Source organism: Tessaracoccus aquimaris (assembly GCF_001997345.1).
GTDB lineage: Bacteria > Actinomycetota > Actinomycetes > Propionibacteriales > Propionibacteriaceae > Arachnia > Arachnia aquimaris.
Genome location: NZ_CP019606.1, coordinates 2097712 through 2110807, shown reverse-complemented (window position 1 = coordinate 2110807; position 13096 = coordinate 2097712). Strand labels below are relative to the sequence as shown.

Genomic DNA, 13096 nt, shown 5'->3' with positions numbered 1-13096 from the left:
CCAGGCGTCGGACGGACGGTGGACGGCAGGCTCGGCATGTGGTGATTGACGCGAGATTCAATAGACTCAGCCGCATGACTGCCCATCAGACGGTTCTCGTCGTCGACTTCGGCGCCCAGTACGCGCAGCTGATCGCCCGCCGCGTGCGCGAGGCATTGGTCTACTCCGAGATCGTCAGCTCGAAGATGCCCGTGGAAGAGATGCTTGCCAAGGAGCCGGCCGCGATCATCCTGTCCGGCGGACCCTCGTCCGTCTACGCGGACGGCGCACCCCAGGTCGACCCGGCGCTGTTCGCGGCAGAGGTGCCGGTGCTCGGCATCTGCTACGGCTTCCAGGTGATGGCCCAGGCGCTCGGCGGCACCGTCAACAAGACGGGCCAGCGCGAGTACGGGCGCACCTCGCTGTCGATCAACAACGGCGGCACCCTGCTCTCCAGCATGCCCAACACGCTCAACGTGTGGATGAGCCACGGCGATGCCGTCTGCCGCGCCCCCAAGGGCTTCCAGGTGCTCGGCCGCACCGCCGGCGCCCCGGTGGCGGCGTTCGAGGACGTCAACCGTCGCCTCGCGGGCGTGCAGTGGCACCCCGAGGTGCTCCACACGCAGTGGGGCCAGCAGGTGCTCGAGCAGTTCCTGTTCGACATCGCGGGCCTGTCGCCCAGTTGGACCCCCGAGAACATGGTCACCGAGGCCATCGAGGAGATCCGCGCGAAGGTCGGCGACCGCCGCGTGCTGTGCGCGCTGTCCGGCGGCGTCGACTCCGCCGTGGCCGCGGCCCTCGTGCAGCAGGCGATCGGCTCGCAGCTCACCTGCGTGTTCGTCGACCACGGCCTGCTGCGGCAGGGCGAGGCGGAGCAGGTCAAGAACGACTTCGTCGGCGTCACCGGGGTCGACCTCGTGGTCGCAGACGAGACCGACCGCTTCCTCGGCGCGCTCCAGGGCGTCAGCGACCCCGAGGAGAAGCGCAAGATCATCGGCCGCGAGTTCATCCGCACCTTCGAGGCCACCGCGCGCGACCTGGCGGGCGAGCGCGGCATCGACTTCCTCGTCCAGGGCACGCTGTACCCCGACGTGGTCGAGTCGGGGGCGGCGAGGGCGCCGCGAACATCAAGAGCCACCACAACGTCGGCGGCCTTCCCGACGACCTGCAGTTCACGCTCATCGAGCCCCTGCGCCACATGTTCAAGGACGAGGTCCGCGCCGTCGGGCAGCAGCTCGGCCTCCCGGAAGAGATGGTCTGGCGTCACCCGTTCCCCGGCCCCGGACTTGCGATCCGCATCGTCGGCGAGGTGACCGCCGAGCGACTCACGACCCTGCGGCAGGCCGACGCCATCGCCCGCGAGGAGCTCACCGCGGCCCGCCTCGACCGCGAGATCTGGCAGTTCCCCGTCGTGCTGCTCGCCGACGTCCGCTCGGTGGGTGTCCAGGGCGACGGTCGCACCTACGGTCACCCGATCGTGCTTCGCCCGGTCACCTCTGACGACGCCATGACGGCCGACTGGGCGCGGCTGCCCTACGAGGTGTTGGAGAAGATCTCCAACCGGATCACCAACGAATGCCCCGACATCAACCGCGTCACGGTCGACATCACGAGCAAGCCCCCGGGCACCATCGAGTGGGAGTGACGAGACGACCCGGCCCCGCAGGAGATCTTCCTGCGGGGCCGGGTCGTTGTCTGACGGGTCAGAGGGTCGAGTCGCCGCCGTTTCGACGGTTGTCGTACCAGTCACGGGCCTTGTTCATGCCGTCCTCGGCGAGCGTCTGGTCGTCGCCCTCCTTGGGGATGACGGCCCACAGGATGAGGTAGAGCAGCACGCCGCCTCCGGCGAACAGCGAGACCAGCACGAACGCCAGCCGGATCAGCGTCGGGTCGAGCTTCAGGTAGGTGGCGACGCCGGCTGCGACGCCTCCGATCATCCCGTTGCGGCTACGAGTGAGCTTCATGTCAGTTCCTTTCGGGTCTTCTTCTTGGTGCTTCGGCCACGGGTGAGTAGTAATCCGATCGTGCCTGCTGCGGCCAGAATCAGGGCAAGAATCGGTTGAATCGCGGGTGTTGCGATGTGTTGCGAGAGCAGGAGCACGAGGCCGAAGCCGACGGCGACGAGCCCGAGCGAGATGGATGCGACGTCGAGTCTCATCGGCCCTCCCCGACGCGGATGGTCACGCTCGAGGCGGTGGCGTCGACCACGACCTTCTTGCCTGCCCAGACGGTGGTGCCCGCCTTGTCGATGTGGACCGTGCTGAACCGTTCGGTGGTGGCGATGCCGCCGTCGGGGTTGCCAGGCAGCAGCACGTCGACGGTGGAGGCGACGGCCACGATCTCGACGGTGTCGACCTCGGCGAGGTTGGCGCCGGTGAGGTCGAGGGTCGTCGTGGTGGCGAAGTACTTGACGGCGTGCGTCGCGTCGGTGTGTGTGACCGCCTGGGTCTCGAGCAGCGGGTCGGCGCCGGTACTCAGCCATCCGCAGGCGACGATCGGCACGAGCACCGCGGCCAGGAACGGTCGGGGCAGCCGCTTGGCGCGGGAGACGGCGGCGAAGATGACGGTGCCGACGCCGAGAGCGAGGGTGCCGATCGCCAGGGCCGTGACGGCCGACAGGCCGACCATGACGGAGCCGGCCCCGGCGGCCGCGGCCACCAGGATCAGCAGGAGCGACGCGGCCCACGCGGTGCGGGGGCGCGCGGTCGGCTCCGGCACGGCGATGGGGGCGTCCAGGTCGATGACGGGCAGCGGCGCGACCCAGTCGGAGTGGTGCCCGGTCGCGGCGGACATCCGGCGCCGCCACTCGTCGATCAGCTCGTCCTCGTTGGCCGGCTCGGCGAAGGGCTCGCCTCCGACGCTCGGGAGGCGCACGGCATGGTTGCGGCGCAGGTACCAGGCCATCAGCACGACCGCGAGGATCGCGAGGCCCCATGGCAGCGACGTCGTCGCGGCTACGGTCGCGACGAGACCGATGGAGGTGCCGATGATGAGCGCCAACTGGGCGCCGCTCGGCCAGCCACGGAAGCTGCGGATGGTGCCGTCGACGGGGCGCTTTCCCTCGGGGCCCTCGGTGAGCAGCGTCCCCCACGCGTAGAGCGCGAGGCCGAGGCCGGAGCAGAAGGTCAGGACCACGAACGCGACCCGGACGATGACGACGTCGACGCCGATCCGCTGCGCGATCGCGCGGCTGAGCCCGGAACCGAAGCCCGAGGTGTCGCGACGCTGGACGCTCTGCAGGCTCTCGTCGAGCCAGCTCCGTTCCAGGTCCTTGTGCATGTCGTCAAGTCTGTCGTGACGCGGGCCCCGCTGCCATCGGGTGAGTCCCTGAGCCGTCCCTGGTGTTGGCGTCGGTGACTGGCCTGAGGGCGGGGCGCGTGTCAGGCTGGACGCATGAGCCAACTGCCCGTGACCCCGGACGCGCCCGCACGCGCGCCCCTGCGGCGTCCGGCCCAGGGACGCATGATCGCGGGTGTGGCCGGCGCATTGGGGGCTCACCTGGGGCTGAGCGTCGGGCTGATCCGGTTGGCCTTCGTGATCGCGGCGCTGTTCTCCGGCCTCGGGATCGTCGCCTACGGCGCGCTCTGGGTGCTCATCCCGCGCGAGTCCGGGCGGGCGCCCGACGCACCCGGGCTCGAGGCCGCCAGCCGCAAGGGGATGAGGCCCGCGCGGGCGAGCATCATCAAGCCGGACGACGGGGTGCTGATCTCCGGCGGCCTGATCGTCGTCGGCCTGCTGCGGCTGTTCGTCTCGGGCGGCACCGTCCCGTCCGGGCTGTTCTGGCCCGCCGTCATCGGCGGCGCGGGTGTGATCGTGATCTGGCTGCAGGCGGACGAGGGCTCCGAGTCCGGGCAGGCCGCCAAGGGCAGCCTGTGGCATCGGCTGACGCGCGGCGGCGGAATGATGAGCATCATCCGCCTGGTCGGCGGTCTGGTGCTCGTGGTCGCGGGCATCAGCCTCATCCTCGCCACCCAGGTCGGCATCGCCCAGTTGCCCGGCGTGCTCGGAGCCTCGGCCGTCCTGATCGCTGGCCTGCTCGTGGTCGCGGCCCCCTGGCTCTACCAGCAGCGCGCCCGGGTGCGGCGTGCCGACGCTGACCGGTTGCGCGCCGAGGCCCGCGCCGACATGGCGGCCCACCTGCACGACTCGGTGCTGCAGACGCTTGCCCTAATCCAACGGCAGGCGGACGACCCCGTCACCGTCGCCGGCCTGGCCCGCAGGCAGGAGCGCGAGTTGCGCACCTGGCTGTACGGGGAGACGACCCGCGCGTCGTCGCTGCGTTCAGCCCTGCGCGAACTGGCCTCCGACGTCGAGGCCCGATTCGAGGTCGAGGTCGAGATGGTGTGCGTCGGCGACGCGCAGGTCGACGACCGGCTCGAGGCGCTGATCCTCGCGGCGGGGGAGGCCATCACCAACGCCGCCAAGCATTCCGGTGCGTCCCGCGTCGACGTCTTCGCCGAGGTCGAGGACGGACGCGTCGAGGTGTTCGTCCGAGACCGCGGAAAGGGCTTCGATCCGTCGCTGGTTCCCCAAGGGCACATGGGCGTGAGAGAATCGATCACAGCTCGGATGGAGCGGTACGGGGGGCGTGCAACGATCCGATCCGAGCTCGGCAGTGGTACCGAGGTGAGGTTGGAGATCGGCTAATGAGCGACGAGCAGGCCCCTGGACTCTCAGAGTTGCGCGTCGTCATCGTCGACGACCACGCGATGTTCCGCGCCGGAGTGCGCCACGAGATCGGTCAACACTGCGAGGTCGTCGGTGAGGGTGAGGACGTCGCCACCGCGGTCGCCGTGATCGTCGAGACCGAACCGGATGTCGTCCTGCTGGACGTGCACCTGCCCGGTGGCGGCGGCGCTGAGGTCATCAAGCAGGTGCTGGCCGTGAAGCCCGACGTGAAGTTCCTGGCGCTCTCGGTCTCCGACGCGGCGCAGGACGTGATCGGCGTGATCCGCGCAGGAGCCCGCGGCTACGTCACCAAGTCGATCAGCTCCGAGGAACTAGTTGAGGGGATGGTGCGCGTCGCAGGCGGCGACGCGGTCTTCTCGCCGAGGCTCGCGGGCTTCGTCCTGGACGCCTTCTCAGGCTCGGTGGACGTGTCGTCGATCGACGAGGACCTGGACAAGCTCAGCGCCCGCGAGCGCGAGGTGCTCAAGCTGATCGCCCGCGGCTACTCCTACAAGGAGGTCGCCAAGGAGCTGTTCATCTCCATCAAGACGGTCGAGACGCACGTCTCCAGCGTGCTGCGCAAGCTGCAGTTGTCGAACCGTCACCAGTTGACCAAGTGGGCGACCGACCGCCACCTGGTCTGAGCTATCAGCGGCGGAGTCGATAGGGGTCTGACAGACCGATCTCACGGCCGACGAGCGACGCACCGATCAACGCGGCATCGTCGCCGAGTCCCGTGTGTCGGACGGGGGAGGGGCAGCCGAGCCTGGTCTCCACCAGTTCGTCAACCAACCGCGAGTAATCCTCTCCGAGGAAGAGCGGGTATCCACCGATCGTGACGGCCTGAAGGCCGTTCAGTTCCACCAGCGCTACAACGAGTCGTGACGTCGCGAGCGCGACCTCCTCGATCCCGTTCCGCGCGTCCACGTCTCCCGCTCGGGCCGCCCGCTCGATGGCCATCGCCAGGCGACTGATCCGGTTGGGTCCCTCCTCCACCGAGACATGTGGAACGCGAGATGAGAGCGCCTCGATGGAGAGGTAGGCGTTGCTGCAGCCATCCCGACCGCACGAGCAGCGCCTGTCGCTCAAGCCAAGTGGAATGTGGCCGACGTCGCCCCAGCGCGGAGGGAGATCGAGATCGATTCGTCCCTCGACGGCCAACGCCATGGTCGCGCCGGCGCCGATCTGCAGGTGCGCCATTCGGGACATGCCAGACAGTTGCGGCTGGCGTGAGTTGGCGAGGCATGAAGCCTCGGCCAGATCCAGCACGCCGCAGGGGCTCTCCCCGGCGATCCGTCGGAACGCATCCCCCATGGGAACCTGTTCCCAGCCCCAGATCTCATGCGTGATGCCGAGATCCGCGCGGCGGGCGGGCATTGCGAACCCGTACCCGAGTAGTTCATGGTCAAGGCTGGAGCGCAGGGTTGCGAACGTGTCGCCGAGGGCCTCGGTGATCTCTCGCGGAGTCGGGCGGGCCGGGACGGAGGATGAAGCCCTGGTCAGTTCGGCACCGTCGAGGCCGACGGCGAGCAGTTGGATCCGGTCGATGCGGACGTCGACGCCCAAGGAGGCGTACCGGTCGGGGTCGGCGACGAGGAGCGTGAGTGGCCGGCCGCCCTGGGACGGCTCTGACCCCCCTCGCGAAGGACTCCGAGTGTGATCAGGTCGCCGACGATCGCCGTCAGGGCTGCCCGGCTGAGCCCGAGTCGTTCCGCAAGCGCGGCCCGTGAGTGAGCCCCCTCTCGCAGGATCACATCAAGGACACGCACCAGGTTCTGGCGCCGCAGATCGGTCGCGCGCTGTGCCGTCATCTAGCCCTCTTCCTCATCTACTGGACGCAACATGTTGACGTTGGACCATTCACTACCCATAATAAACGACATGAATTAAGCCCCGCTGGGGCCGTCGGAAGGACACAGATGTCTCGATTCACCCTCTCTCGTCGCGGTCTCCTCGGACTTGGTGCTGCCGCAACATTAACCACAGGCCTCTCCGCGTGTGGTGGCGGCTCCAAGGAACAGCAGGGCGCTGAAGGAAAGCTCTCGTTCCTGGTCCTGGGGCCCACCCAGGAACTGACCAAGTACCTCACCGACACGGCCATCCCTGCCTTCACCAAGGCCAGCGGCACCGAGGTGGAGGTCCAGACTTCCGATTGGGGATCCGCCTTCCAGAAAGTGACCACCGGTGCGGCATCGAACTCCCTGGCGGATGTCCTGGTCATCGGCGGCATCTGGACCGCCCCGTTGGTGGACAAGAACGTTCTCCTGGATCTCACCGAAAAGATCTCCAGCTGGGACGAGAAGGACCAGATCTACCCCCGGATGCTGGAGGACGGCGCCTACGAGGGCAAGAACTACGCCATGCCGATCGCCGCCGACGTTCGCTCCGGCATCTACCGCAAGGACATCCTCGACGCGGCCGGGATCACTTCCCTCCCCGAGACGTGGGACGACTTCAAGGCCGCCGCACTTGCCGTCAAGGGGGCCGACGGCATCGTGGCACCGGTCGACTTCGGCCTCGACAAATCGATCGGGCTGCAGCAGGCCTTCGCTCAACTGTTCCTTCAAGCAGGAGGGCAGTACTGGACCGACGGGAAGGCGAGCTTCAACTCTGAGGCGGGCACCAAGGCCCTGACCTACTTCGTCTCGCTCTTCCAGGAGGGCCTCGCAGACCCGAACATGATCTTCTCGGGCAACGGCCCGCGCCCCATAGTGGCCGGACAGGCCGCCATGAGCCTTGGCGGTGTCGCCATCGTCGGCAATGCGGAGGCCAACAACAAAGAGATCGCTGAGCACCTCGTGGTCGGACCCGGGCTCAAGGCCGACGCGGGGGGCGAGGCCAGGTCCGTCGCCTGGATCAACAAGCTGGCCGTGTCGCGAGGCACGAAGAACCCCGACGGAGCGTGGGAGTTGGTCAAGTACCTTGCGGCTGCGCCCCAGATGTCCGAGATCTCCAGGCTCTACGACGCTCTGCCGCCCCGGCGCGACCTGGCGTCGGCCGAGTGGATCGATGAGCGGCGAGCCCAGATTCTGGCCACCGCTGAGCAGGCCGTCTCGCAGCCGCCGAACCCGAAGATGCTGGCGCTCGGCCCCGAAGTCAACTCTCTCCTCGAACCCGCGATCCGCGGAACGGTCTCGGTGGAGGACACCCTCAAGGCGATCGATGCCAAGGTCGACACGCTCTGATCAGGTGGGGCTCGAGCGCGGACAGCGTCGTGCGGGCGGTTGGCTGCTGAGCCCCGCACTCGTCGCGCTCGCAGTGACCACCCTGGTGCCGTTGGCCTTCGCGGCCATCTTGTCGTTCACCCGCTATGACCTGCTCAGCGATCCAGAGTTCGCAGGGCTGGACAACTACATCGCACTGTTCACCGACCCGCGCTTCGCCCAGGCGATCGGCAACACCTTGTACTTCGCGGTTGGCCAGGTCGTCATCGGCGTGGTCGTGGCCCTTCTGGTCGCGATGCTGTTCAACCGACGGCTGTACGGCGGAACGGCGATGCGGACGCTCGTCTACCTGCCGCAGGCGATGAGCTACGTGACGGTCGCACTCCTGTGGTCGTTCCTGTACGACCCCTATGTCGGCCCCATCAACCAACTTCTCCGTTCCCTCGGCATCGGACAGGTCAACTTCCTCACCGACCCGAATCTTGCGATGCCATCGATCATGGCCCTGAGCCTCTGGCGCAACCTGGGCTACTTCATGATCATCCTGTTGGCGGGGCTCAAGGCCATCCCGCCAGAGTTGCCCGAGGCCGCACAGGTCGACGGCGCGAACTGGTTCCAACGGCTGGTATACGTGACGGTTCCTCAGCTCGCATCGCCCCTGCTGTTCGTCGCCGTCACCTGGCTGATGGGTGGCCTGCAGATGTTCACGCAGTCGTACGTGATGACTCAAGGCGGGCCGGTCAACTCGACGAGAACCATCGTCTACGACATGTATGAATCGGCCTTCCTGCGACTCGACATCGGAAAGGCCAGCGCCATCGCCGTGTTGATGTTCCTGGCAGTGCTGCTTCTCGCGATTCTTCCGAGAATCGTCGCGGCCATGAGAGAAAGGTCCGCCGCATGAGATGGCGCACGGCACTCAGTTCGGCGACGGCCCATGTCGTCGCGCTGCTCCTCACGGCCCTGTACCTGGTACCGCTCCTGTACATGGTCATGGTCTCCCTTGTGCCGACCGGAGAGTCGACGCTGGAGATTCCCAGTCGGCTCGAGTGGAGCAACTATCCCGCAGCGCTCTCCGCAAGCGACTTCCCGCTCTTCTTCCTCAACTCGGTGATCGTCGCCGTCATCGCCTCCGTCTCGCAGATCGTGCTCAGTTGCATGGCCGGATACGCGCTGGCGAAGCTTCCCGTCAAGGGAGCGAACACCATCATGATCCTGCTCATAGGGCTCCTTGTCCTCCCGCCGGAGATCGTGATGGTTCCGCTCTTCGTGATGGCCAACAAGTTCCCTCTTGCCGGCGGAAACGACTTCTTCGGCGCTGGAGGAATGGGCCTTCTGGACACGTATGCGGGGCTCATCCTTCCGCACCTTGCCTCCGCCCTGGCGATCTTCCTGATGCGTCAGTTCTACAAGGATCTGCCCGACGAATTGGGGCAGGCCGCGCGCGTGGACGGCGCAAGCGAATGGAGGATCTTCCTGCGCATCTACACACCGCTGACGCTGCCGGCGGTTGCCGTCGTCACCGTCCTCACCTTCCAGTCGACCTGGAACGACTTCCTCTGGCCGCTCATTCAGGTCAGGAGTAATGACATGAGGACGCTCCAGTTGGGGCTGAGCGTGTTCTACCAGGAGAACTCGACGCAGTGGAACCTGCTGATGGCGGCGGTGATCCTGATGAGCATTCCCGTCATGGCGATCTTCGTCTTCGGGCAGCGCTTCTTCACCGACGGAATCTCGGCAGGGGCGGTGAAGTGATCAGAACGAACTTCGTGCTTGTCCAGACGGATGACCAGGGCCGGTGGGCCGTTCCGTGGCGCATGCCGGAGCTGCCGATGCCACACCTCGCCGCCTTCGCGGAGTCAGCATTGGAACTCGACCAGTTCTACAGCGCGTCGCCGGTGTGCTCACCCTCACGCGCCTCAGTACTGACGGGAAGGCTGCCCTCGGCCCATGGCGTGCACGACTGGATCGTCGGCTCGCGACACCCGGAGACTTGGCCCGACCATTATCTCGAGGGCCAGGCCACCACGCCGGAGGTGCTCGCGCGTGCCGGATACCAGTGCGCCCTGAGCGGCAAGTGGCATCTGGGCGATGCCCGGACGCCCGCTCCCGGTTTCGAGTACTGGTACGCGCACAGGTACGGGGGCAGCGGATACTTTGACGCGCCGATCTGGCGCGACGGAGAGGCAGTCGAGGAAGAGCGGTACTTCACCCACGCGGTGACGGAGCAGGCCCTCGACTTCCTCACCACACGGGACCACGACCGGCCCTTCTATCTGCAGGTCAACTACACCGCGCCGCATCATCCTTGGGTCGACAACCATCTGCCTGAGCATCTCGCGCAGGTGGAGGGCTGCGACTTCGACTCGGTGCCACGGGAAGCGCCGCATCCCTGGACGGAGGCGCGTCCCGAGTTCAGGGAGGCGTTCGCGAACCCGGTGCCCCAACTCGCAGGGTACGCAGCCTCCCTCATTGCGGTGGACGATGGGTTCGGACGGATCCTTGCCGAGTTGGATCGCCAGGGCATTGCCGACACCACCGTCGTCGCCTGGTTCTCCGACAACGGGTTCTCGTGTGGGCATCACGGGATCTGGGGGAAGGGCAACGGCACCTATCCGCTGAACTTCTATGACAACTCTGTTCGCGTTCCGTGCGTCGTGAGGATACCCGGGGGCGTCACGGGCGTCTCAGACGAGTTGCTCAGCGCCGCTTCCTGGCACGCCACGATCTGCGAACTGGCAGGGGTCGCCCCTCCTCGCGATGCGTACAGCGTCTCGGAGTCGTTCGCCGATGTCCTCACCGGCACGCGTGAGGTACCAAATGATGTGGTGGCGGTGGTCAGCGAATACGGCGACGGGCGCATGGTCACAGACGGCCGGTACGTGCTGGTGCTGCGACGAGGAGGCCCCGACGAGCTCTACGACAATGCAGAGGATCCGGAACAACGCCGAAACCTGGTCGACGATCCCGCCATGGTCGACGTGAAGGCACGTCTCGCGAACTCGCTGGCTGACTGGTTCGCGAAGGGGGAGCGGCCCGGATGCTCCGGCCAAGGCCGATCCGTGACCGGTTACGGGCAGTTGCAGCCAGTCAGCAGAGGGCTTCCGGACGACGAGTCTTACGTGCAGATCCCGTGCGTCGGGCTCGATGGGATGCACTGACGAAGGGGCGGTGCCGACCAGTTGGTCGGCACCGCCCCTTCTTTGAGGTTGTGGAGAGCCGTCAGGCCTTCCGCTTGGTGACCAATCCGTAGATGAACAGCACGAGCAGGGCGCCCACGACGGAGAAGATCAGACCCTTGATCGAGAAGATCTCCGCGTAGCTGACACCCAAGATGGCCCCACCGAGGAAGCCGCCGAGGAGTGCCCCGACGATTCCCAGGATCATGGTGGCGAGCCAGCCTCCGCCCTGTTCACCAGGCAGGATGGCCTTGGCGATTGCGCCTCCGAGGAGGCCGATGACGATGTATCCAATGATCGTTCCCATGTATCCACCATGCCGCGAAAAGGTTCAGATGTAAACAACATCGGCCAGATTCGGACCCTGGTTCCCACCTGATGAGTCGCCCCCACATACCCCTAAGGGGTACGGTCTAGAGCATGGAAATCGTGACAAACATCCTCGTGCTCCTCCACCTCATAGGCTTCGCCGCCATGTTCGGCGGCGCCTTCACCCAGCTGAAGGGACCCAAGCGGGTCATCAACCCGGCCATCCTGCACGGCACGCTCACCCAGGTCGTCACCGGCCTCGCGCTGGTCGGCATCCATGAGGCGACCGACGGCAACCTCAACCACATCAAGATCGGCGTCAAGTCGGTCGTCCTCATCGTGATCCTGGTCCTCGTCCTGATCAACAGGAAGAAGGACAACGTTCCGGCAGGCATGTTCTTCGGCATCCTCGGGCTGACGCTGCTCAACGCGGCGATCGCCGTCCTCTGGTGAGACCCCTCAACAGATAGCAGCGGCGCCCGGCTCGAGCCGGGCGCCGCTCGCTTGTGTGGGGACCTGCCGCCCCGTCGTGAGGAGAGCCGTCAGAAGAACGGCCGCCAGGGGGAGAGGAACATCTCGGTGCCCTTCGCGACCCACGACCGCGACCGCCAGCGGTCCTCGTTCAGCTCGATGCAGTTGGACAGGTCCGTCGCGTAGATCGACTCCATCTGCGCGGCGAAGTCGCTGTCGGTGATCTCGAGGTTGATCTCGTAGTTGCCCCACAGGCTCAGCCGGTCCAGGTTGGCCGTGCCGATCGTCGACCAGTGCCCGTCGATCGTTCCGGTCTTAGCGTGCACCATGGCGTCCTGGTAGAGGAACAACCGGATGCCGGAGCGCAGCAACTGGTCGTAGAAGCCCCGCGACAGCCAGTCCGCCACCACGTGGTTGGAGCGCTGCGGGATGATGATCCGCACGTCCACGCCGCGGTTCGCCGCGTCGCGCAGCGCCGCCACGAAGTCGTCGTCGGGCAGCAGGTAGGCGTGCGTCAGCCAGATCCGCTCCTGGGCCCGGTCGATCGCCTCCAGATACATGTTGCGGATCGGGTACACCTGGATCCGCGGCGTGTTGCGGTGCACCAGCAGGTGGTTGGCCCAGGTGCGCTGCGGGTTGTCCGTGATCGCCCTGCGGCGGCGACCGAGGTTCTGGTTCCAGAAGTCGATGAACGCGTTGTCGAGTTCCGCCGTCTCCGGCCCCGTCACGCGGGCGTGGGTGTCGCGCCAGCCCGTCGCGTACAGGTCACCGATGTTGTAGCCACCGATGAAGCCGACCTCCCCGTCGACGCACAGCAACTTGCGGTGGTCGCGCCCCCAGGTCTTCGGCCGCCACGGCACCGGCAGGACGGGGTAGAGAAGCGTGTTGACCTTCTTCGAGATGCCCCGGTAGAACTTCGGAGGCACCACCAGGTTGGCGAACCCGTCCCAGATCGCGTACACGGCCACGCCCCGCTCCGCCGCGCGGTTCAGGGCGTCGACGAACTGCCGGCCGACGTCGTCGCCCTTCCAGATGTAGGACTCGAAGTAGACGTGGTCGCGGGCCGAGTCGATCGCGTCGAGCATCGCCTCGTACAGGTACTCGCCGTAGGTGTAGACCGTCACCTCGTCGCGCTGCACGGGCACCGGGGCGTTGCGCGAGATGGGGAACCTGCGCAGCTTGCGCTTCTTCTTGCGCAGCGACTCGACAAGCGTCATCGTCACCATGGCAACGAGTTGGAGGATGAGCACCGACGCCGTGACGCGGTTGAGGATCCGGCCTGCCTTGGCGAGGGTGGAGCGCATGCCCGACAGCTTACCGACGCAC

The 13096-nt window shown here is 66.7% G+C and carries 14 protein-coding genes and 1 pseudogene; 8 read left to right on the top strand and 7 right to left on the bottom strand.

What is annotated here, in order from left to right:
* Positions 1-74 precede the first annotated feature (74 nt).
* Positions 75-1624 (top strand): annotated as a pseudogene (gene guaA, locus BW730_RS09875) (glutamine-hydrolyzing GMP synthase).
* 58 nt (positions 1625-1682) lie between these two features.
* Here guaA and BW730_RS09870 read toward each other — a convergent pair.
* Genes BW730_RS09870 through BW730_RS09860 form a run of 3 tightly spaced genes read right to left on the bottom strand, consistent with a single transcriptional unit; the run spans position 1683 to position 3258 of the window.
* Positions 1683-1943, bottom strand: a complete 261-nt coding sequence (locus BW730_RS09870) for a PspC domain-containing protein (protein WP_077686094.1) — start codon at positions 1941-1943, stop codon at positions 1683-1685.
* The gene (locus tag BW730_RS09865; RefSeq protein WP_077686093.1) at positions 1940-2137 is read right to left on the bottom strand and encodes a hypothetical protein; all 198 of its coding nucleotides are present in this window, start codon (positions 2135-2137) and stop codon (positions 1940-1942) included. Before BW730_RS09865 ends, BW730_RS09870 begins: the two co-directional genes overlap by 4 nt.
* Positions 2134-3258, bottom strand: coding sequence for a PspC domain-containing protein (locus BW730_RS09860; protein ID WP_077686092.1), 1125 nt, complete (start codon positions 3256-3258; stop codon positions 2134-2136). Before BW730_RS09860 ends, BW730_RS09865 begins: the two co-directional genes overlap by 4 nt.
* 114 nt (positions 3259-3372) lie before the next feature.
* Between BW730_RS09860 and BW730_RS09855 the strand changes: the two genes are divergently transcribed.
* Entirely contained in the window at positions 3373-4626 is a 1254-nt protein-coding gene (locus tag BW730_RS09855; RefSeq protein ID WP_077686091.1) for an ATP-binding protein, read from the top strand.
* Complete coding sequence (locus tag BW730_RS09850) at positions 4626-5291, top strand: response regulator (RefSeq protein ID WP_077686090.1); 666 nt, start codon at positions 4626-4628, stop codon at positions 5289-5291. The genes BW730_RS09855 and BW730_RS09850 overlap by 1 nt, the downstream gene beginning before the upstream one ends.
* Before the next feature lie 4 nt (positions 5292-5295).
* Here BW730_RS09850 and BW730_RS09845 read toward each other — a convergent pair whose 3' ends face one another.
* Together BW730_RS09845 and BW730_RS20355 are read right to left on the bottom strand one after the other, a co-directional pair.
* On the bottom strand, positions 5296-6213 hold the full coding sequence (locus tag BW730_RS09845; protein ID WP_077686089.1) for an ROK family protein: 918 nt from the start codon (positions 6211-6213) through the stop codon (positions 5296-5298).
* Positions 6147-6458: a MarR family transcriptional regulator gene (locus BW730_RS20355; protein ID WP_077686088.1), complete on the bottom strand. Its 312-nt coding sequence runs from the start codon at positions 6456-6458 to the stop codon at positions 6147-6149. Before BW730_RS20355 ends, BW730_RS09845 begins: the two co-directional genes overlap by 67 nt.
* A 108-nt stretch (positions 6459-6566) precedes the next feature.
* Between BW730_RS20355 and BW730_RS09835 the strand changes: the two genes are divergently transcribed.
* The 4 genes from BW730_RS09835 to BW730_RS09820 are packed head-to-tail and all read left to right on the top strand — an operon-like array spanning position 6567 to position 10972.
* Positions 6567-7832 (top strand): ABC transporter substrate-binding protein, encoded by a 1266-nt coding sequence (locus BW730_RS09835; protein WP_077686087.1) that lies wholly within the window; start codon positions 6567-6569, stop codon positions 7830-7832.
* 4 nt (positions 7833-7836) lie between these two features.
* Entirely contained in the window at positions 7837-8715 is an 879-nt protein-coding gene (locus tag BW730_RS09830) for a carbohydrate ABC transporter permease (protein ID WP_226996686.1), read from the top strand.
* Positions 8712-9566, top strand: coding sequence for a carbohydrate ABC transporter permease (locus BW730_RS09825; RefSeq protein WP_077686085.1), 855 nt, complete (start codon positions 8712-8714; stop codon positions 9564-9566). The genes BW730_RS09830 and BW730_RS09825 overlap by 4 nt, the downstream gene beginning before the upstream one ends.
* Positions 9563-10972, top strand: a complete 1410-nt coding sequence (locus tag BW730_RS09820) for a sulfatase-like hydrolase/transferase (RefSeq protein ID WP_158522586.1) — start codon at positions 9563-9565, stop codon at positions 10970-10972. Before BW730_RS09825 ends, BW730_RS09820 begins: the two co-directional genes overlap by 4 nt.
* 61 nt (positions 10973-11033) lie before the next feature.
* Here BW730_RS09820 and BW730_RS09815 read toward each other — a convergent pair whose 3' ends face one another.
* A complete protein-coding gene (locus BW730_RS09815; protein WP_077686084.1) occupies positions 11034-11297 on the bottom strand; it encodes a GlsB/YeaQ/YmgE family stress response membrane protein in 264 nt (87 codons plus the stop codon).
* 113 nt (positions 11298-11410) lie between these two features.
* Here BW730_RS09815 and BW730_RS09810 point away from each other — a divergent pair, with 113 nt between their 5' ends.
* Positions 11411-11752 carry a hypothetical protein gene (locus BW730_RS09810; RefSeq protein WP_077686083.1) on the top strand — a complete coding sequence of 114 codons (342 nt, stop codon included), beginning with the start codon at positions 11411-11413 and terminating at the stop codon, positions 11750-11752.
* A gap of 89 nt (positions 11753-11841) precedes the next feature.
* On the opposite strand, the gene BW730_RS09805 is transcribed toward BW730_RS09810, so the two are convergent.
* Entirely contained in the window at positions 11842-13074 is a 1233-nt protein-coding gene (locus BW730_RS09805; RefSeq protein WP_077687603.1) for a phospholipase D-like domain-containing protein, read from the bottom strand.
* Positions 13075-13096 lie beyond the last annotated feature (22 nt).

What these genes read in the sequence shown, in the direction of transcription:
- BW730_RS09810 (WP_077686083.1), top strand. Translation starts at nt 11,411, where the DNA reads ATGGAAATCGTGACAAACATCCTCGTGCTCCTCCACCTCATAGGCTTC.
- BW730_RS09865 (WP_077686093.1), bottom strand. Translation starts at nt 2,137, where the DNA reads ATGAGACTCGACGTCGCATCCATCTCGCTCGGGCTCGTCGCCGTCGGC.
- BW730_RS09805 (WP_077687603.1), bottom strand. Translation starts at nt 13,074, where the DNA reads ATGCGCTCCACCCTCGCCAAGGCAGGCCGGATCCTCAACCGCGTCACG.
- BW730_RS09855 (WP_077686091.1), top strand. Translation starts at nt 3,373, where the DNA reads ATGAGCCAACTGCCCGTGACCCCGGACGCGCCCGCACGCGCGCCCCTG.
- BW730_RS09850 (WP_077686090.1), top strand. Translation starts at nt 4,626, where the DNA reads ATGAGCGACGAGCAGGCCCCTGGACTCTCAGAGTTGCGCGTCGTCATC.
- BW730_RS09870 (WP_077686094.1), bottom strand. Translation starts at nt 1,943, where the DNA reads ATGAAGCTCACTCGTAGCCGCAACGGGATGATCGGAGGCGTCGCAGCC.
- BW730_RS09860 (WP_077686092.1), bottom strand. Translation starts at nt 3,258, where the DNA reads ATGCACAAGGACCTGGAACGGAGCTGGCTCGACGAGAGCCTGCAGAGC.
- BW730_RS09835 (WP_077686087.1), top strand. Translation starts at nt 6,567, where the DNA reads ATGTCTCGATTCACCCTCTCTCGTCGCGGTCTCCTCGGACTTGGTGCT.
- BW730_RS09825 (WP_077686085.1), top strand. Translation starts at nt 8,712, where the DNA reads ATGAGATGGCGCACGGCACTCAGTTCGGCGACGGCCCATGTCGTCGCG.
- BW730_RS09815 (WP_077686084.1), bottom strand. Translation starts at nt 11,297, where the DNA reads ATGGGAACGATCATTGGATACATCGTCATCGGCCTCCTCGGAGGCGCA.
- BW730_RS20355 (WP_077686088.1), bottom strand. Translation starts at nt 6,458, where the DNA reads ATGACGGCACAGCGCGCGACCGATCTGCGGCGCCAGAACCTGGTGCGT.